This window comes from Acidovorax sp. SRI_002 (assembly GCF_057586455.1).
Map to the genome: position 1 here is coordinate 270,671 of NZ_JBYCZW010000005.1, position 17,700 is coordinate 288,370.

Below are 17,700 nucleotides of genomic sequence, written 5' to 3' on the forward strand. Positions count from 1 at the left end.
CGAAAGCCCGGCGCGAGCGCCTACCATGGGCCACCCGTAAACTCTGCCCATGACTTTTCAAATCACCGTTTACTCCAAATCCGCCTGCCCCCAATGCGATTCGGCCAAGAAGCTGCTGCAGTCGCGTTCGCTGCCTTTTGAGGAAATCAAGATCGACGACGAGGCCGAGCGCCTGGCGTTCTATGCGAAGTGCGGGCCTTCGGTGCGGCAGATGCCACAGATCTTTATCAACAACCAGCGCGTGGGCGGACTGGCGGGGCTGCAGGCTGCGCTGGCGCAGATCGGCCAGTGACACCTGCTTTCGTCCCTCCCCTGGTTATTGGTACTTCGCAGCGGTGATGAACTCGCTGAAGGTTTCGCACCACACGATCACGGTGTTGAACTTGGCCGGGTCCACGCCCTGCGGCAACGGGACGATGAAGTTGTTGAACGTCTTCACATCGCCCACGCGCTGCATCTGGGGCTTGAGGCGCTTGAAGTCTGCCTCGGTCTCGACAAACTCGGGCGACAGGTAGAGCTTGTAGTCCGGCCCCGGGGCCAGCTTGCCCACCAGGCTGATGGCCTGCGGGCTGATGGACACGGCGCCTTCGCCCCAGTGCAGGGCGTCGCTGTCTTTCAGGTCACGGCGGAACGTGGCAGTCCATTGCGCAGCGGGCTGGCTTGACTGGATTTGCTGCAGCGTGGGGGCGTCGGGCGCGATCAGGATCGGCAGCACATACACACCCAGCGCAAACCCGATGACCAGGGTGAGCAGGTGCGAGGCGATGAGCAGCAGAGGTTTCATGGCAGCGGGTTCAGTGGACTGAGCCCAATGTACTGCGCAGCGCCCTCGCCTTCAACGCTGCGCTGCTCCCCGGTGTCCGATCAGGATGCGCGGGCCAGAAAGCCATCCACCAGTGCGTAGTGCTCCGGCACATTGAGCGCGGGCGCGTGGCCGCAGCCGGGCACCTCCACCACCTGGGCCAAGCCACGGGCGCCAGGCCCCCGGGTCAGCATCTCGGCGGTGGTATCGCGCAGCACCAGGTCCGACTCTTCGCCACGCAGGCACAACACGGGGATGTCGAGCGCGTCGTAGTGGTCCCAGATCAGGTAGTCGTTGGTGTGGTGGGTGAACTGCTGCACCATGGCCGGGTCGTAGTGCGGCGTCACGCGGCCGTCGGGCAGGCGGCGGGTACTGCTCTCGGTCAGCAGGCGCCACTGCGCATCGCTGAGCCAGCCGTAGGGCGTGTAGACCTGCCGGAAGAACGCCTCCAGTTCCCGCACGGTGTCGAACGCGGGCGGGTGGCCTGCGTAGGCCTTGATGCGCTCCAGCGCGGCGTCGGCCAGGCGCGGGGCGTTGTCGTTGAGAAGCAGGCTCTGGATGCGGCCCTTGAGCTGCGGCTCGAACAAACCCGAGGCGCACACGGTGCCGATGGCCCCGCCCATCGAAGTGCCCACCCAGTGCGCTTTCTCGACACCTAGTTGGTCGAACAGATCGGCCGCAATGCGCGCGTAGAACGAGAGCCGGTATTCGTCCTGCGGTGCACGCGCCCACTGGCTCAGGCCCCGGCCCAGGGTGTCGGGGCAGATCACGCGGTAGCGTGACGCCAGGTGGGCGGCCAGGGGGTCCATGTCGCGCCCGGTGCGCGCCAAGCCGTGCCAGGCAATCACCACCGGCGCGTCGGGCGCACCCCACTCCGTGGTGTGGATTTCATAGCCAGCGCAGGTGAGGTAGCGCGAGGTGGGGGACATGATGGCGACCTTGTGGAACAAAGAATAAAAAAGGATCGGTGGCTCACTTCATGAGGCGGCCATTGCTGCCAATGACAGTGACCTCGACATACCGTGAGCCGATGCGGTTGGTGGGGGAGTAGCCCAGCGTGATGCCGCCGAGGTCAAAGCTCTGCAGCGACTCCAGCGCCTTGACGACCTTGGCGCGCGTGGGCGCGGGCCCGGCACGGCGCAGGGCCTCGACCAGCACCTTGGCGCCCAGAAACTGCTCGAAGCTGGTGTAGTTGACCTCGGCCTCGGGGGCGTATTTCTTGAGCAGCGACTGGTATTCACGCACCACTGGCAACTGGGGCCGGTAGGGGTAAGGCACCACCTGGCTGATGCCCAGGCCGTGCGCGTTTTTCAGGCCCGCCAGCTTGACCAGCTCGGTCGGGTCCACCACCGAGATGTTGTACAGCTGCGCGCCGCCGCCCTGCTCGCGGTAACGCTGGATGAAGGCCGCCGCGGGCTTGTTCACCGCAATCATGATGACCGCGTGCACATCGGCGGCCTTGATGGCCTTGACGGCTTCATCGACCTTGTCGGTATTGCGTTCGTAGCCTGCTGCTACCACGAGCTTGAGGTTGCGCTTAGCGAGGGCCGCCTCGACCCCCGCCAGGCCCGCCTTGCCAAAACCGTCGTCCTGGTACATCACGGCCACACGGTTCATGCCCAGGGTGGTGAGCTGCTGCACCATGTGCTCGGTCTCATCGACATAGCCTGCGCGCACATGAAAGATCCAGGGGTTGAACGGGTTGCGCAGCGATTCGCCCCCCGTGTAAGGCGCCACCAGCGCCGCACCGCCCTCTTGCAACACGCCGTCTGCCAGCAGTTGGGTGATGTTGGCCGTGCCCGCAAAGCCATACAGCGCCACCACCTCGGGCTTGGCCAGCATCTCGCGGGTGAGCTTCACGGTGTCGGCCACCTTGTAAGCGTCGTCGGCCACCTCCTGGCGGATGGTCGCGCCGTGCACGCCGCCCTGGGCGTTCACCCAGTCAAAGTAGATCTTGCCGCCCAGCACCATCTGAGCGCCAGTGCTGGCCAGCACGCCGGTGAGCGGTGCCACCTGCCCCACCACAATCTCGGCGGCGTGCAGCAAGGGCGCCGTGGCCCCGCCCCACAGCACCGCCAGTGCTGCCGCCGCACGGCGGCTCCATGTCTTGACCTTGTCCATTCGGTTCATCCCCTGTTTGTGTTGCTTGCAGCCGCGCCCACGGGCGGCGCAAGGGCCGATGGCCCCCACGCGTGCCCGGTGGGCGGCGGTGACGGTGTGTCGTCTGGCAAAGCTCCTTGGGTCAGTCGGGGATGGCAATGGCGCCCGCCGTGATGGCGATGGCGTTGGCGGCAGCAGGCGTGGTAGCCAGCGGCGGCACGTTGGCGGCGGTGATGGCCGGGGCGCTGCCCGGTGTGCCGCCGCGCGGCACGGTGCGCACCACCTGGCTGGCGGGCAGCGCCTTGCCGCTGGCGAGGTGGTCGTACACGGCGTCGAGCGCGTGGTTCAGGTACACATGCAGCGGCACGTAGCGGCTGTCATAGCCCGGCAGCACCGTGGGCAGGCCTATAAAGCTGTCGAAGTGCTGGGCGTTGGCCACTTCCACATAGCTGAGCTTGCTGGCGGCGCCTTCGACCTTCTTGTTCAGCGCGGCGTATGGGCGCGAGGTGTGGCTCACCGGCAGCAGCGCATCGGCGCGGCCGTGCACGATGACGGTGGGCTTGCCACGCAGGTTGCCGTTGCGGCGGGTTTCGTCCACACCGGCCTGCAGCTTCTTGGCGGCGGCGTCATTGCCGGTGACGAGGTTGCGCAGGCACAGCGCGCCGCTCAGGTTCCAGTCGGCTACACCGGCATCCGACACCGACAGGAAGTCTCGCGCGGGCCCGAACTTGCCAAGGTTGTTGACCAGGTTGATGCCGCCCGAGGGAGGCACGCCGTTGCCGGTGGCAAACATGCCTGGCAATGCAGCGGCGGCCAGCGGCATAACCCCGCCGGTGGCCGCCGTGGCGGCGTAGCTGAAGCCGCAGAGGTTGTCCTGCACACTGGCGCGCGAGAGACCGTTGGCAAAGGTCACGGCCACGGCGGGGGACACTTCAAACGCCGCCATGGAGGCATGCAGGTCGTTGGACTCGGGCTCCCAACCGTAGGCGCGCAGCTTTTGCAATGCCTCTTCGGCCTGCGCGGCCGTGGTGCTGGCTGTGAGCAACCCTGCCGCCTTGAGCGACGCGCAACGGTTGGGCGCGATGGGCAACGCAGCGCTGGCAAACCCGGCCGCAAACGCCGCCGCAAAAGGGCTGGTGCTGACCGAGGGCGCGAGCGACGCGCAGGCCTGGTAGAGGTTGGCGTAGGTGGTGAAGTCCACCAGCGTCTTGCCGGTGACAGCCACATCGGCGCTGCCACGGCGCACCGTGACGCCGGGATTGGCCGGCATCTCGATGGCAGGCTCGGACACGGCCACGCCGCTGATCAGGCCCTGCGTGTCCAACTCGGCCGCCGCAATGGCCGCGCCACCGCCGTTGGAGATGCTCGATGCGATGACGATGGTGTTGGCCGGGGTCAGCGTCTTGAGGCGCTGGCCCGCTGCGTCGGTGGCGCCGTAGCGCTGGTTGAGCACGTAATAGCCAAACTCCACGGCCTGCAGCGTGCTCGTGCCCCAGTCCTTCTCAGAGTTCTGGCCCGAGTGGGCGTGCTTGAAGGCAAAGCGGTTGGGGGTGGCGGTGTTGAAGGCGGCCAGCTCGGTGGCCGTGAGACCTGCGTTGAAGGCTGCGGCCTTGCCCGCTGCGGCGGCCGTGGTGCGTGTGCCGTCGATCAGCGGCACGGTGTCGTTCATGAGGTCGTGCGGCGCGCCGCCCGTGCCCTTGTCCGAGTAGGCCACGGCGCAGCCCTTCTTGAGGCCCCACTCGCCCGTGGAGATGCCGCCATACACGCCGCGCGAGCCCGAGGTGGTGGCGGTGATCATGCAGGGCTTCTTGGGGTCGAAGCTGGCGGGCACCTGCACCATGAGGGTGACGTTCTTGCGGCCTGTGCCGTCGTCGGCAAACGCGATGTATTCGGTGCCCGCCACCTTGCCTTCGCCCGTGGTGACCTTGCCCTGCGCATCCACATTGGGGCCGTAGAGCGTGCCGTAACCACCGGCTGCCGTCATGTCGAGCATGGCGCGGTAGTTGGTGTGGATGGCCGTGCGGCGCAGCTCGGCCGCCGTGGGCTTGAGGGGATCAGCGAACGCAGGGGGCGCGGCAGCGGCCAGGCCCGTGGCTCCCAGGCCCGCCGTGAGCAGGTCATTGCTGGCGCCGTCGTACGTGGTCTCGCTGATGGTGCCGAGGTAGCCGGGCTTGGTGTTGGGGGCGGCACTGTCGCCACTGCTGCCACCGCAGGCCGCCAGCACCGCAGCGGCCAGCGCTGCGGCCAGGAACGGACGAGAAAGGGGACGAAAACGGGGGGTCTTGATGTTCATCTTCATGTGCTTGTCTCCTGGAGTTTTTCTTTGCTTCTTGTTGCACAGCTCATCCACACACCCAGGCCACGCCGGTCACCCGGCGCGGCCGGGGCCACTCACCCCGCCTTGCGCGCAGCTGCCGCGCGCAGACGCCCCACCACACCGGTAGGGAAGTAATAGACCGAAAGAACAAAGAGCACTCCCAGCCACAGCAGCCAGCGGTCAGGCGAGAGCAATGCCGACAGCCAGGGCAGACCCGTGGCAGCCTCGCTGCCTAGCCGCAGCAAGTCTTGCAGGTAGCTTTGCGCCACCAGGAAAAGCACCGCCCCGATGGCAGAGCCATAGATGGTGCCCATGCCACCGATCACCACGATGAGCAGGCAGTCCATCATGATTTCGAAGCTCAGCGAAGTGTCCGGCCCGTTGTAGCGCAGCCAGAGCGCCAGCATGCAACCCGCCAGCGTGGCGAACAGGGCAGACAGCACGCTCGATGTGGTGCGGTACACCACCACGCGGTAGCCAATAGCCTCTGCACGGAATTCGTTCTCGCGGATGGCCTGCAGCACGCGGCCAAACGGCGAGTTGACGATGCGCAGCAGGGCCAGCACCAGCGCCACCGCGGTGACGAACAGAAGGTAGTAGCAGATCAGGCGCCCGTCGATGGTCACGCCCAGAAAGGGCTCTTCGAAGGGCTCGAAACTGGGCGACAGGAATTCGGGCACCTTGAAGGTCAGACCGTCTTCACCGCCGGTGATGTCGGACAGCTGCGAGGCCAGCGTCTGGAACGCAGCGGCCACCGCCAGCGTGATCATGGCAAAGAAGATGGCGCGCACGCGCAGCGAGAACAGCCCCACCGCCAGCGACAGCAGCAGGGACAGCAGCAGCGCGCCACCAATGCCCACGCCCAGCGCCGTCCAGGTGGGGCCCAGGCGCGTGGTGGCCACTGCGATGCCATAGGCCCCGATGCCAAAGAACATGGTGTGCGCAAAGCTCACGATGCCGGTGTAGCCCAGCAGCAGGTCAAAACTGGCGACCAGCACCACAAAGATCAGCACCTTGGCCGCCACCGACAGCGCCTTGACGCCCGGGAACAGGAACGGGGCAAACGCCAGCCCGATGAGGATAGCCACCAGGATCACCGCCAGCACCTTGCTGCGCGGGTAGTCGTTGGAAAGAAGACGGTTCAACATGGTCTTGTTTCCTCAGCGGTTAGCGACCGGATAGACGCCCTGGGGTCGCCACAGCAAGATGGCCACCATCAACGCGATGTTGGAGAACAGCGCCACCTTGGGCACCAGAAAGCCGGTGTAGTTCGCCATCAGCCCCACCAGCAGCGCGCCAATGAGCGCGCCACCCGTGCTGCCGAGGCCTCCGATGATGATGACGATGAAGATCAGCACATTGACCTGGGCGCCCATCTGCGGGATCACGTTCTGCTGGTAAAGCCCCCACATCACGCCGCCCAGGCCCGCCAGGGCCGAGCCCACCACGAACACGCCCACGAACAGGCGGCGGATGCGGTAGCCCAGGCTCTCCACCATCTCGCGGTCTTGCACGCCAGCGCGGATGAGCAGGCCGACCTTGGTGCGCGACAGCGTCCAGGCCAGTACGCCGAAGACCACCAGGCCCACCGCCACGGCGATCAGGCGGTATTTTTCGATGGCGGCGTCGCCCACCAGCAGCGAACCGCGCATGGCTTCGGGCAGCGGCAGCGGGATCTGCGCGGGGCCCCAGATGACCTTGATCAGCTCTTCGCCGATGATCATGCCGCCCATGGTGATGAGGATCTGCTTCAGGTGCTGGCCGTACACGGGCCGCACGATGAAGCGCTCGAACGCCAGGCCCACCGCCCCGGCGATGGCCATGGCCACGAGCATGGCGGGCAGCACGGCCATCAGGTTGCGCCACAGGTCAGCGCTTTGGGTGTAGTCGCCCATGGCGCCCAGCACGCTGGTGGCCACGAAGGCGCCCAAGGCGATGAACACGCCGTGGCCGAAGTTGAGCACGTCCATCAGGCCGAACACCAGCGTGAGGCCCGAGGCGATGATGAAGATGATCATGCCCATCGCCAGGCCCGCCACGGTGAGCGTGAGCCAGGTGCTGGGTGAGCCGATGAAGGGCAGCACCAGCAGCGCGAGCGCGGGCACCAGGGCCAGGGGCTTCCAGTCGAAGTCACGGGTGATGGCGCTCATACGCGGCCTCCTTGCATGGCAGGCGACATCTGCGCATTTGCTACATTTTTAATAGCTGCCAGCGCTTTACCATCAATCGCTAGCAGCCCAAAAGGCTTGAAATCTGGTGCAAAACTCATAGTGCCAACCCCAGCAGCGAGCGCTGCAGTGCTTCGTCTTCGGCCAGCGCAGCCATGCTGCCTGCATGCACCACCTGGCCGTTGTCCATCACGGCCACGGTGTCGCCGAGCCGCTTGGCAAAGTTGATGTTCTGCTCGACCAGCAGGATGGTCACGCCGCTCTTTTTGAGCTGGTCGAACGCCTCGATCATGTTGTTGATGATGGCGGGCGCCAGGCCCTTGCTGGGCTCGTCCACGATGAGCAGGTCGCGCGGCTCGACGATGGCGCGGCTCACGGCCACCATCTGCTTTTGCCCGCCGCTGAGCTTGCCGGCCGGGTGGTTCCAGAACTTCTCCACGGCGGGGAAGAGCTTGAAGATCCACTGCAGCCGCGCCTCGTCCATCTGCGCGGCATTGCGCGCGCTGCGGGCGGCCAGCAGCATGTTTTCCTTCACCGTGAGGTCGGCAAAGATGCCCATGTTCTCGGGCACGTAGGCGATGTTCATGCCCGCGATCTGCGGGGTGTTCAGCGCCGTGATGTCTTTGCCTGCAAAGTGGACCGAGCCTTTGGACGCATGCCACAGGCCCATGATGGTGCGCAGCGTGGTCGTCTTGCCCGCGCCGTTGCGGCCCAGCAGCATGGTGAGCTGGCCCTTGGGCACGGCCAGATCCACGCCGTGCAGGATGTGGTACGCGCCGATGTGCGTGTGCACGCCCTGGAGTTCGAGCAGGTTGCCCGTGTTGTTGCTGGTGGTGGTCATACGGCGGCCTCCTTCGTCACGCCCAGGTAGGCTTCCTGCACCACGGGCGATGCGATCACCTCGGCCGGTGGGCCGTCGGCCACCAGCGTGCCGTTGGTCAGCACGATGATGCGGTCGGCCAGCTCGCGCACCACGTCCATCTTGTGCTCCACCAGCAGGATGATCTTGGTCTTGTCCTTCTTCAGCGCGCGGATCAGGTTCAGGATCACGGGCGCCTCGTCGTGGCTCATGCCGGCCGTGGGCTCGTCGAACATGTAGACCTGCGGCTCCAGCGCCATGAGCAGCGCCACTTCGAGCTTGCGCTGGTCGCCATGCGGCAGGCTGGCCACGGGCGTGTCGCGACGCTCGTACATGGCCACCGTCTGCAGGATGGATTCAGCACGCTCGGTCAGCGCACGGTGGTCGCTCCAGATGCTCCACAGGTTCAGGCCCCGGCGGTGCTTGCCCTCTTGCGTGGCCTGCACGGCCAGGCGCACGTTCTCCAGCACGCTGAGGTTGGGGAACAGGTTGGTGAGCTGGAACGCCCGGCCCAGGCCCGCATGCGTGCGTGCCGAGACGGACTGCCCGGTCAGGTCCTGCCCACCCAGCGTGACGCTGCCGCTGGTGGCCTTGAGTTGCCCCGAGATGAGGTTGAAGTACGTGGTCTTGCCCGCGCCATTGGGGCCCACGATGGCGGTCAGCGTGCCGGGCTCGAAAGAGCAGGTCACGGCATTGACCGCCACGTGGCCGCCAAAGCGGATGGTCAAGTCCTTGGTGGCCAAGGTGCTCATGGGTGGTGGTTCACTTTCACGGTAGTCATCGTTGGTCGAGAGGGCGGCCGCCCCCTTTTTCACGTCAAGGGCAAGTTCCGATGACGTAGTAGTTGGGGCTGGTTTGTTTCAGCGTGTTGTTCACAAAGATGTTCCACAGCCCCATGCTCTGGTTGGAACCCAGCGCGAAGGTGTAGCCGCCATACACGTAGGCACGGCCCGCCATGGTGTGGGCGTAGTTGCTGGCCGTGGTGCAGGTGCCCGTGCCGCCGCCCGATGCGGCCAGCGTGGTGCCGGATGCAGCGGCGGACAAGGCGCCCTCGGCGCCGTTGCCATCAGCGGCACGCACCGTCCAGCTGTAGGTGGTGGATGCGGCCAGGCCGGTGTCGGTGAAATTCGTGGCAGTCACGGGCAGCGCATTGGTCTTGTTGCCATTGCGGTACACGTTGTAGCTGGCCGCTCCGCTCACGGCGTTCCAGCCAATCGCCATGCTGCTGGCCGTGGCGCCCGAGGTGCTCACGCCCGTGGGGGCTGGCAGGTCCACCGGTGGGTTGGTGGTTCCACCGCTTCCCACGCGGTCCACCATGGCCTTGATGGCAGCCATCTGCGGGCCGGACTTCTTGGAATAGTTGGCGCTGTCATAGCCCCACCAGTCCCAGCAGCTGTTGGTGGCGGCCAGGCTGGTCTGCGGGTACAGCATCACGATGTTGTTACTGTCGGCCCAGCGGTTGTAGCCCGTGTTGCGCACGTACTGCTGCTGCACGTCGTTCACGTTCTGCTTGCAGCCATGCAGCACCACATGCAGCTTGCAGGTGGCCGTGCCACCCGCCTGGCAGGCCTGGGGCACATAGGCCCAGCCCGTGGTGGCCATGCCGTGGTTGGTGATGAATTCGCTCTGGTTGAACTCGATGAAATTGCCGGTGGGCAGCGTGGCGTTGTTGCGTGCGTTCAGCGTGCCGTACAGGTGCTGCAGCATGGCGCCTGCCAGGTCGAAGTTGCAGTCGCTGATGTAGGGGGCACCCTTGGTGGAACAACCGTTGCCGTAGTCGTCCGTCACCATCGCGTGCTCGGATGCGATGTCCTTCTTGTAGACCACGTTGGCCGCTGGCACGAAGCTGTTGTAGTAGGTGCGCAGTGCATCCATCACCCCCGTCTTGACCACGCTGTCGAGCGTGCCCGAGAACAGGTAGACCTTGGAGTTCTGCAGGTTGGCCACGGGGTCGATCACGCCCTGGCCGGCCCAGGTGTTGGTGGTGTTCACCAGCGTGCTGGTGGGAATACCCGTGGGGCTGGCCATGCAGCGCCCCGTGGCATTGACGACTGAGCCCTCGGCGCAATAGAACGGCCCGCCCGCCACCACCCCAACGCCCTTGGCAAACGTGGCCGAGTACGCCACATGCAGCTGCACGGCCATGAAGCCGCCCGAGGACAGACCGGAAACGGTGGTCTGCGTCTTGTCGATCTTGAGGGCGGGGAGGTTGACGGCAGCGTGAACACTGGCCACGCCACAGAGTGCAATCGCAGCCCCTGCTGCTGCCGCCCGGATGAAATTGAAAGCCATGTTGTCTTGTCTCCAAATAATTTTGAGAAAGTCTGACCCAGCCCCCGTGTAATCCGGGGGTTCATGCATCAATTCACTGGAAAAAGAGGGGCGGCCGCCCCTGCGGGATGAACCCCGAAGGAGCAGGACGGTGATCCTGTCCGACGGGCCTCGCTAACGCATCGAAAAGACCGGCTTATCGCTTGTTGCGAATCGGCACGTTCATTTCTTCAGGCTTGATCTCGCGCACCAGTTCGGGCACGCCCCAGGCAAAGGCCGGGTCCACCTTGATCTTGAAGTGGTACATGCTCTGCATGGCCTGGTGGTCTTCCTTGCGGAAAGTCATCTTGCCCTTGGGGGTGTCAAAGCTCATGCCCTCCATGGTCTTGATGAGCTTGTTGGTGTTGGTGTCGCCACCCGTGGCCTTGAGCGCCGTGACCAGCGCCATGGCCGAGCTGAAACCACCGGCGGTGAAGAAGTCTGGCGGAGTCTTGAACTCCTTGTAATGCGCAGCCACCAGGGCTTCGTTCACGGGGTTCTTGGGGATGCCGAAGTAGTAGTACGTGGCGCCTTCCATGCCGGGGAAGTTCTTGTACGCGGCCATGGCGGGCAGGATGTTGCCGCCCGTGGAGATCTCGATGCCATAGCGCTTCAAGTCCATGTCGGCGATCTTGAAGGGGTTGCCTGCACCGGCCCAGACCACCCAGATGATCTTGCGGCCGGGCTGGTCCTTGAGCTTGTCGATCAGGCGCTGGGCACCGGCGGTGAAGTCGGTGGTGGCAGCGGGCAGGTATTCCTCGTGGGCAAGCTTGGCCTTCTTGACCGAGTCCTTGAAGGCTTTCACGCCATCGCGGCCAAACGCGTTGTCTTGCGCGAGGGTGGCAATGGTCACGCCTTCCTTGTCCACCGCCACGGCGTTGGAGATGGCATCCTGGCTGCTGTTGCGGCCCGTGCGGAAGATGTACTTGTTCCACTTGTCGCCGGTGATCGAGTCGGCCACGGCGGGCTCGACCAGCAGGATCTTTTTGTATTCCTCGGCCACCGGCAGCATGGCCAGGGCCACGCCCGATGCGGTGGGGCCGACGGCGATGTCAGCCTTGTCGTCAGAGTACGCGGTGGCCAGCAGGCTCTTGCCCAGGTCGGGCTTGCCCTGGTCGTCTTTCTCGATCACCACCAGCTTCTTGCCATTGACCGTCATGCTGCCGCCGGTGGCGTAGTTCAGCCCCATCATCAGGCCAGTCTGGGTCTGCTTGCCATAGGCCTCCAGAGGGCCGGTCTTGCTGTACACGTGGGCAATGCGGATTTCGCCGGTCTGTGCGAATGCGGGGGCGGAAAGTGTGGCGGCGGTAACGGCTGCGGAAGCGAGGGCGACCAGAGTGCGACGGTGCATGGCGATGTCTCCTGTTGTGATGCTTCTTTATTGCACAGTCTGTGCCAGCAGCCAAGTGCTTGATTTCAAAGAAACTTTTCCTCACACACTGGAGGCGATGCCTGAATTCAATACACAATAAATGTCTAAATTTCAGACAATTGCCTGAAATTTATTCAGGGTTTTCCAGACGTCCATAGAGCGTGGCGCGTGAGATACCGAGCTGCCGCGCCGTGGCCAGCTTGTTGCCGCCATGGGCCTTCATGGCGGCATGGATGGCCCGCTGCTCCAGTTCGGCCACCTGTTCGGCCAGGGGCCGCAGGTAGCGCGACTCGTCCTCGGCCTCGACCACCACGGCGGTGGTGTCCTGCACCGGCGCGGCGGGCTCCACGCCCGCTTCGCGCAGGATGCGTTCGAGCTGCGCCGCGTCGATGGACTGGCCCTCGCTGCGCATCACGGCCTGCTCCAGCACGTTGCGCAGCTCGCGGATGTTGCCGCGCCAGGGCTGGCCAGCGAGCAAGGCCATGGCCTCGGGCATCAGCTCAGGCGGTGGCGTGCCGTTGCGCAGCGCCAGGTCATCGCCCAGAGCCTCGACCAGTGCCGGAATGTCACTGCGCCGCGCACGCAGTGGTGGCACGCGCACCGGCAGCACGTGCAGGCGGTAAAACAGGTCTTCGCGGAACTTGCCTTCACGCACCAGGCCAGCCAGATCGCGCGAGGTGGCGGCCAGGATGCGTACGTTGAAGGGCACGAGCTTGTTGCTGCCCAGCGGCTCGATCTCCCCTTCCTGCAGCGCGCGCAGCAGCTTGGCCTGCAGGCTTTGGGGCATATCGCCGATTTCGTCGAGGAACAGCGTGCCGCCATCGGCCAGCTTGAACTTGCCATCGCGCCCCTTGGCCGACGCGCCGGTGTAGGCGCCGGGCGCCACGCCAAAGAACTCGGCCTCCAGCAGCGTGTCGGGCACGGCAGCGATGTTGACGCTGACAAACGGGCCGCTTGCACGGCTGGATGCAGCGTGGATGGCGTGGGCCAGCAGCTCTTTGCCGGTGCCTGTCTCGCCCAGCAGCAGCACCGGGCTGGTGGACTGCGCTGCACGGCGTGCCTGGCGCTTGACCTCAGCCGCTGCGGGACTCGACCCGATGAAGCTGGCAAAGGTGTATTTGGACCGCCGCTCGCCGTCACCCGCCACCGTCAGGCTGCGCCGCCGCTGGCTGGCCAGCTCGCGCCGTGCATCGTCCAGGTCGCGCTGCAGCAGGGCAAACTTGCTGATCAGCGGCTGCAGCGTGGTCTCGGGGTGGTCGAACAGCACGATGCCGATGGCGCCGATCACGCGGTCCGCATCGTCGCGCAGCGGGATGCGGCTGACCACGAAGGTGCCAGCCTTGTTGGTGAGCAGGTCGATCAGCACGGGCTGGCCGGTCTCCAGCACGCGGCGCATCTGGGTGTTGGGGATGACCTCCTCCACCGTGCGGCCGACAAACTGGTCCACCGAAGAGAACCCAAGGTCGGGCAGAAAACGCTGGTAGCCCTCGTTCACCCACACGATGCGCCCGCTGCGGTCCACCAGGAACATGCCCTGGCTGACGCTGGAGAACAGCTGAAACATGGAGCGTGCCGCCAGTTCCAGGATGCCCTGGGCATCCAGCGGCAGTGCGGGGGCGTCATCGGTGAGCAAAGGCATCTGCGGATGGTAGCGCGGCGGGGTGGGCCGAAGAACAGTCACGCCGCTGTCACCGCGCAGCTGCCGCGCATTTACCTGCAAATCCAGATGCTACTATTTTTATAGCTATGAGCACAATATCATCAAGCGCTAGAGGCTATTTTTATCCAGAACCACATACCCGTCGGTCGCCTGTGCATTGCCCACCGGGCGCTGCGCGCGCGTCATGCGCAGAACCACCATGGGCTGAACGGCGGCCAGCGCCTCAGCCTCGCGCACGGCCAGGGGTTGGTCCACCAGGATGCAGGGCTTGCCCGTGCGGCGGCAGTGGTCCTGCACGCGCCAGTACTCGTCATGGCTGATGCAGCCCGTCTGGCAGATCACCAGGTCGGCAGCGGCCAGATTGGCGTCCAGGGTGCCGTCCGGCGCGGCATCGGGCTCGGCGCAGCCTTTGCCCTTGGCCGCAGAAGGATGGCCTGCCACGCCCAGACTACCTTCGGGCTGCACGGGCTGGGCGGGCGCCTCGGCCGCCAGCCGCCAGCGCAGGCATTCGCGCGACAGACTGGCAATGCGCTCGGCCAGCATGCTGATGTGGCGGGCCATCGCCTTGCGGCGCGGCAGGCTGGGGTGGGCCGCTTTCCACTGCACCAGCGCATCCTGCGCCATGGCCAGGCACGTGTCCCGCGCGATCACCTCGGCACGCAGCCGCAGCACCTGGGCCTGGAGGGCATCTATCTGTGCCGCCTGGGCTGCCACCGTGGCACTGCAGCGCTTTTGCACATCGCCCAATTGGCGGCAAAGTGCCAGAAACTCCTGCGGAAGTGAATGCATGCGCCACCCTTGCAAATAAGAACTATTCGCATTTTATGGTACGATTCACGGCTTGTGAGCACGCAAGTCACCTTGGTGGGGAGGGCACCGGGGGCGTCCAGCCCCCGGTGTCTGGCTTGCGCAGATGCTGAAAAACATTCGTGCCAACGGGTGCCCCAAGAAACAAAAAAACCGCGCCATTGCAGCGCGGTTTTTTTGGGTGAAGGGCGCGCGCTGCGTGCCGGTCAGGTCTGCACCAATGCCAGCTTGCGCGCCGCCCAGCGCCGCAGCAGGCGCGGCACGATCAGCACGGCCAGCACGATGACGATCAGGGTCAGCGAGCCTGGACGCTCCACGAAGATGCTCCACTTGCCTTCGCCAATGGCCACGGCATTGCGCATCTGGGCTTCCGCCAAGGGGCCCAGGATCATGCCCACCACCACCGGCGCAGCCGGGAAGTCAAAGCGGCGCATCACCACTCCCAACAGGCCAATGGCGTACAGCAGCACCAGGTCGAACGCGCTTTGGCGCATGCCATACACACCGAGCGTGGAGAACACCAGAATGCCCGCGTACAGGTACGACTTGGGAATGTTCAGCAGCTTGACCCACAGGCCCACCAAAGGCAGGTTCAGGATGAGCAACATTACGTTGCCGATGTACATCGACGCGATCAGCGCCCACACCAGCGCACCGTTGGTGTCAAACAGCTGGGGGCCTGGCTGGATGCCGTAGTTCTGGAACGCGCCGAGCAGGATGGCCGTGGTATTCGATGTGGGAATGCCCAGCGTGAGCAACGGGATCAGCGTGGCCGTGATGGCCGCGTTGTTGGCGGCTTCGGGGCCGGCCACACCTTCGATGGCGCCGGTGGTGCCGAACTCTTCGGGGTTCTTGCTCAGCTTCTTTTCAGCGGCATAGCTCAGGAAGGTCGGGATCTCGCTACCGCCAGCGGGCACGGTGCCAAACGGAAAACCGATGAACGTGGCGCGAATCCACGCGGGCCAGGAGCGCTTCCACTCTTCCTTGGTCATGTGCGTGCTGGTCAGGCGGTTCTGCGTTTCGTCGGTGCGGCCTTCGTACATCACGTTGTACAGGGCTTCGCCCACGGCAAACAGGCCCACGGCGATCAGCACGACCTCGATGCCGTCCATCAACTCTGGCACACCGCCGGTGTAGCGGGCTTGCCCGGTGAGCTGGTCGATACCAATGAGGCCCATGGCCAGGCCAACGAACAGCGCGACCATGCCACGCAGCGTGCTCTTGCCCAGCACCGCACTCACGGTGGTGAAGGCCAGCACCATCAGCATGAAGTATTCGGGCGGGCCGAGGCGCACAGCGTATTCGGCGACCAGGGGCGCAAAGAACGTGACCAGGATGGTGGCAATGGTGCCCGCCACAAACGAGCCAATGGCAGCGGTGGCTAGCGCCGCACCAGCGCGGCCGCTTTTGGCCATCTTGTTGCCCTCCATGGCCGTGACCATGGACCCGGCCTCACCGGGCGTATTGAGCAAAATGGACGTGGTGGAGCCGCCGTACATGGCGCCGTAGTAGATGCCCGCAAAGAAGATCATGGAGGCCGTGGCCTCGACCTTGACGGTGATGGGCAGCAGCATGGCCACGGCCACGGCCGGGCCAATGCCTGGCAACACGCCCACGGCGGTGCCGATGATGCAGCCCACAAAGGCCCACATCAGGTTGATGGGTGTTGCAGCGGTCGCAAAACCCTGCATCAAAAGGTTTAAGGTATCCATAACATGCAGGCTTTACAGCCACCCCGTATTGGTCAGGCCGGGCAGGTTGATGGCCAGCAATTGCGTAAACATCCAGAACACAGGCGCAGACACGGCCACGCCGATGGCGGAGTCTTTGATCCAGGCCTGCAGGCGCAGGTCCAACTCGCCTTCCGAACTCCTGAAGCCCCGCACCGACAGCACAAAGCACAGTGCGCAACTCAGGATGAAGCCCAGCGTGGTGATGAGCAAGGCATTGAGCAGCAGCCCGGCCGACACCCAGATGAAGCCTTTCCAGTGGGCGTGCGTGTCGCCGGAACCTTCTTCCAGGTCGCGAAACCCGCCCGTCAGCGCGTGCACCACGCAAAGCACACCACAAATCAGGATGGCAATGCTGACCACCCAGGGAAAGAAATTGGGGCCTACACCTCCATAGCCAGCCTCAGAGCTGACCGAACTGGCCCCCCAGGCCAGGCACAGCGCCAGCACCACCAGCCCCGCACCGATCAAGGTCTGCAAAGGCTTGGAGCGCGATGAATGTTGTTGTGTCATGTTTTTCTTTCGCACCGAGCGGTCGGCGGCATGGCCGCACCCCCCTGTCAGGGGCGCGCAGCCAGCGCCTTGACCTGCTTGCTTGTCTCAGATCAGATCATTCCAGACTTGGCCATCGTGGCGCGCATGCTGGCGAACTCGGCGTCCACAAAGTTGGCAAACTCGTCACCCGCCATCCATGCAGGGGTCCAGCCGTTCTTCTCCATCGCATCCTGCCAGGCCTTGTGCTTGAAGGTCTTGGACAGGGCGTCGATCAGTGCCTTGCGCTGCTCGGCCGTGATGCCGGGCGCGCCATACACGCCGCGCCAGTTGCCGATTTCCACGTTGATGCCCTGCTCCTTGAGCGTGGCCACGTTCACACCCTTCAGGCGCGAGCCCGAGGTGACGCCCACCGCACGCATCTTGCCCGCAGAGATGTACTCGGCAAACTCGCTGTAGCCGCTTCCGCCCACGGTGACGTTGCCGCCCAGGATGGCGGCGGTGGCTTCACCACCCCCACGGAATGCCACGTAGTTGATCTTGGCAGGGTCCACGCCCACTTCGCGCGCAATCATGGCCGCCGCAATGTGCTCGGTAGAGCCGCGCGAACCACCGCCCCACTTCACGCTGCCGGGGTCCTTCTTGAGTTGGTCCACCACATCCTTCATGGTCTTGAAAGGCGAGTTGGCGGGCAGCACGAACACGTTGTATTCGCTGGTCAGGCGCGCCAGGGGCGTGACCTTGTCCAGGCCGACCGGAGGCTTGCCGGTGATGATGCCGCCCAGCATCACGGCGCCCATCACCATCATCGCGTTGGGATCGCCTTTGCTGGCATTGACGAACTGGGCCAGACCGATCGCACCGGCGGCGCCACCCTTGTTGTCATAGGACACCGACGCCGCTGCGCCCGCATCCTGCATGGCCTTGCCCAAGGCACGGCCGGTGGAATCCCAGCCGCCGCCGGGGTTGGCGGGAATCATCATCTTGAGGGCCGGAGCGCTCTGGGCCGACACAGGCAACACGCCTGCGGCGGCCATGGCAGCCATTGATTTGAGGAAGGTATCGCGACGCATGGTGTCTCCT

General features: G+C 65.0%; 17 protein-coding genes. 1 reads left to right on the plus strand and 16 read right to left on the minus strand.

The features are described from left to right. Window positions 1-49 precede the first annotated feature (49 nt). A complete protein-coding gene (locus AC2YJX_RS15440) occupies window positions 50-292 on the plus strand; it encodes a glutaredoxin domain-containing protein (RefSeq protein ID WP_055400446.1) in 243 nt (80 codons plus the stop codon). Window positions 293-316: 24 nt separating this feature from the next. On the opposite strand, the gene AC2YJX_RS15445 is transcribed toward AC2YJX_RS15440, so the two are convergent. From AC2YJX_RS15445 to AC2YJX_RS15520, 16 genes are all read right to left on the minus strand, one after another. Then, window positions 317-784 (minus strand): DM13 domain-containing protein, encoded by a 468-nt coding sequence (locus AC2YJX_RS15445; RefSeq protein ID WP_121506988.1) that lies wholly within the window; start codon window positions 782-784, stop codon window positions 317-319. An 80-nt stretch (window positions 785-864) separates the two neighbouring features. Beyond that, window positions 865-1,731 carry an alpha/beta fold hydrolase gene (locus AC2YJX_RS15450; protein WP_121419559.1) on the minus strand — a complete coding sequence of 289 codons (867 nt, stop codon included), beginning with the start codon at window positions 1,729-1,731 and terminating at the stop codon, window positions 865-867. A 43-nt stretch (window positions 1,732-1,774) separates the two neighbouring features. Next, the gene (locus AC2YJX_RS15455; protein WP_255582552.1) at window positions 1,775-2,923 is read right to left on the minus strand and encodes an ABC transporter substrate-binding protein; all 1,149 of its coding nucleotides are present in this window, start codon (window positions 2,921-2,923) and stop codon (window positions 1,775-1,777) included. Window positions 2,924-3,044: 121 nt separating this feature from the next. Continuing rightward, entirely contained in the window at window positions 3,045-5,201 is a 2,157-nt protein-coding gene (locus AC2YJX_RS15460; protein ID WP_487256539.1) for a D-(-)-3-hydroxybutyrate oligomer hydrolase, read from the minus strand. 92 nt (window positions 5,202-5,293) lie between these two features. Then, complete coding sequence (locus AC2YJX_RS15465) at window positions 5,294-6,367, minus strand: branched-chain amino acid ABC transporter permease (protein ID WP_121419556.1); 1,074 nt, start codon at window positions 6,365-6,367, stop codon at window positions 5,294-5,296. Window positions 6,368-6,379: 12 nt separating this feature from the next. After that, entirely contained in the window at window positions 6,380-7,369 is a 990-nt protein-coding gene (locus AC2YJX_RS15470; RefSeq protein WP_487256540.1) for a branched-chain amino acid ABC transporter permease, read from the minus strand. After that, window positions 7,366-7,488: a hypothetical protein gene (locus tag AC2YJX_RS15475; protein WP_487256541.1), complete on the minus strand. Its 123-nt coding sequence runs from the start codon at window positions 7,486-7,488 to the stop codon at window positions 7,366-7,368. The genes AC2YJX_RS15470 and AC2YJX_RS15475 overlap by 4 nt, the downstream gene beginning before the upstream one ends. Further along, a complete protein-coding gene (locus AC2YJX_RS15480; RefSeq protein ID WP_121506991.1) occupies window positions 7,485-8,228 on the minus strand; it encodes an ABC transporter ATP-binding protein in 744 nt (247 codons plus the stop codon). Before AC2YJX_RS15480 ends, AC2YJX_RS15475 begins: the two co-directional genes overlap by 4 nt. Continuing rightward, a complete protein-coding gene (locus AC2YJX_RS15485) occupies window positions 8,225-8,998 on the minus strand; it encodes an ABC transporter ATP-binding protein (protein WP_487256542.1) in 774 nt (257 codons plus the stop codon). Before AC2YJX_RS15485 ends, AC2YJX_RS15480 begins: the two co-directional genes overlap by 4 nt. A 64-nt stretch (window positions 8,999-9,062) precedes the next feature. Continuing rightward, complete coding sequence (locus AC2YJX_RS15490) at window positions 9,063-10,538, minus strand: extracellular catalytic domain type 2 short-chain-length polyhydroxyalkanoate depolymerase (RefSeq protein ID WP_487256543.1); 1,476 nt, start codon at window positions 10,536-10,538, stop codon at window positions 9,063-9,065. 175 nt (window positions 10,539-10,713) lie between these two features. After that, complete coding sequence (locus AC2YJX_RS15495) at window positions 10,714-11,907, minus strand: substrate-binding domain-containing protein (protein WP_121419552.1); 1,194 nt, start codon at window positions 11,905-11,907, stop codon at window positions 10,714-10,716. Window positions 11,908-12,058: 151 nt separating this feature from the next. Further along, complete coding sequence (locus AC2YJX_RS15500) at window positions 12,059-13,567, minus strand: sigma-54 interaction domain-containing protein (RefSeq protein WP_055400429.1); 1,509 nt, start codon at window positions 13,565-13,567, stop codon at window positions 12,059-12,061. Between the two features lie 129 nt (window positions 13,568-13,696). Next, window positions 13,697-14,377, minus strand: coding sequence for a DUF2325 domain-containing protein (locus tag AC2YJX_RS15505; protein WP_487256544.1), 681 nt, complete (start codon window positions 14,375-14,377; stop codon window positions 13,697-13,699). Window positions 14,378-14,601: 224 nt separating this feature from the next. Then, window positions 14,602-16,107 carry a tripartite tricarboxylate transporter permease gene (locus AC2YJX_RS15510; RefSeq protein ID WP_055400425.1) on the minus strand — a complete coding sequence of 502 codons (1,506 nt, stop codon included), beginning with the start codon at window positions 16,105-16,107 and terminating at the stop codon, window positions 14,602-14,604. Window positions 16,108-16,119: 12 nt separating this feature from the next. Further along, window positions 16,120-16,638: a tripartite tricarboxylate transporter TctB family protein gene (locus tag AC2YJX_RS15515; protein ID WP_055400468.1), complete on the minus strand. Its 519-nt coding sequence runs from the start codon at window positions 16,636-16,638 to the stop codon at window positions 16,120-16,122. 92 nt (window positions 16,639-16,730) lie between these two features. Beyond that, window positions 16,731-17,690: a Bug family tripartite tricarboxylate transporter substrate binding protein gene (locus AC2YJX_RS15520; RefSeq protein ID WP_121419547.1), complete on the minus strand. Its 960-nt coding sequence runs from the start codon at window positions 17,688-17,690 to the stop codon at window positions 16,731-16,733. Window positions 17,691-17,700 lie beyond the last annotated feature (10 nt).

Excerpts from the sequence above, each read along its gene's own strand:
- AC2YJX_RS15440 (WP_055400446.1), top strand. The coding sequence starts at position 50 with ATGACTTTTCAAATCACCGTTTACTCCAAATCCGCCTGCCCCCAATGC.
- AC2YJX_RS15445 (WP_121506988.1), bottom strand. The coding sequence starts at position 784 with ATGAAACCTCTGCTGCTCATCGCCTCGCACCTGCTCACCCTGGTCATC.
- AC2YJX_RS15450 (WP_121419559.1), bottom strand. The coding sequence starts at position 1,731 with ATGTCCCCCACCTCGCGCTACCTCACCTGCGCTGGCTATGAAATCCAC.
- AC2YJX_RS15455 (WP_255582552.1), bottom strand. The coding sequence starts at position 2,923 with ATGGACAAGGTCAAGACATGGAGCCGCCGTGCGGCGGCAGCACTGGCG.
- AC2YJX_RS15460 (WP_487256539.1), bottom strand. The coding sequence starts at position 5,201 with ATGAAGATGAACATCAAGACCCCCCGTTTTCGTCCCCTTTCTCGTCCG.
- AC2YJX_RS15465 (WP_121419556.1), bottom strand. The coding sequence starts at position 6,367 with ATGTTGAACCGTCTTCTTTCCAACGACTACCCGCGCAGCAAGGTGCTG.
- AC2YJX_RS15470 (WP_487256540.1), bottom strand. The coding sequence starts at position 7,369 with ATGAGCGCCATCACCCGTGACTTCGACTGGAAGCCCCTGGCCCTGGTG.
- AC2YJX_RS15475 (WP_487256541.1), bottom strand. The coding sequence starts at position 7,488 with ATGAGTTTTGCACCAGATTTCAAGCCTTTTGGGCTGCTAGCGATTGAT.
- AC2YJX_RS15480 (WP_121506991.1), bottom strand. The coding sequence starts at position 8,228 with ATGACCACCACCAGCAACAACACGGGCAACCTGCTCGAACTCCAGGGC.
- AC2YJX_RS15485 (WP_487256542.1), bottom strand. The coding sequence starts at position 8,998 with ATGAGCACCTTGGCCACCAAGGACTTGACCATCCGCTTTGGCGGCCAC.
- AC2YJX_RS15490 (WP_487256543.1), bottom strand. The coding sequence starts at position 10,538 with ATGGCTTTCAATTTCATCCGGGCGGCAGCAGCAGGGGCTGCGATTGCA.
- AC2YJX_RS15495 (WP_121419552.1), bottom strand. The coding sequence starts at position 11,907 with ATGCACCGTCGCACTCTGGTCGCCCTCGCTTCCGCAGCCGTTACCGCC.
- AC2YJX_RS15500 (WP_055400429.1), bottom strand. The coding sequence starts at position 13,567 with ATGCCTTTGCTCACCGATGACGCCCCCGCACTGCCGCTGGATGCCCAG.
- AC2YJX_RS15505 (WP_487256544.1), bottom strand. The coding sequence starts at position 14,377 with ATGCATTCACTTCCGCAGGAGTTTCTGGCACTTTGCCGCCAATTGGGC.
- AC2YJX_RS15510 (WP_055400425.1), bottom strand. The coding sequence starts at position 16,107 with ATGGATACCTTAAACCTTTTGATGCAGGGTTTTGCGACCGCTGCAACA.
- AC2YJX_RS15515 (WP_055400468.1), bottom strand. The coding sequence starts at position 16,638 with ATGACACAACAACATTCATCGCGCTCCAAGCCTTTGCAGACCTTGATC.
- AC2YJX_RS15520 (WP_121419547.1), bottom strand. The coding sequence starts at position 17,690 with ATGCGTCGCGATACCTTCCTCAAATCAATGGCTGCCATGGCCGCCGCA.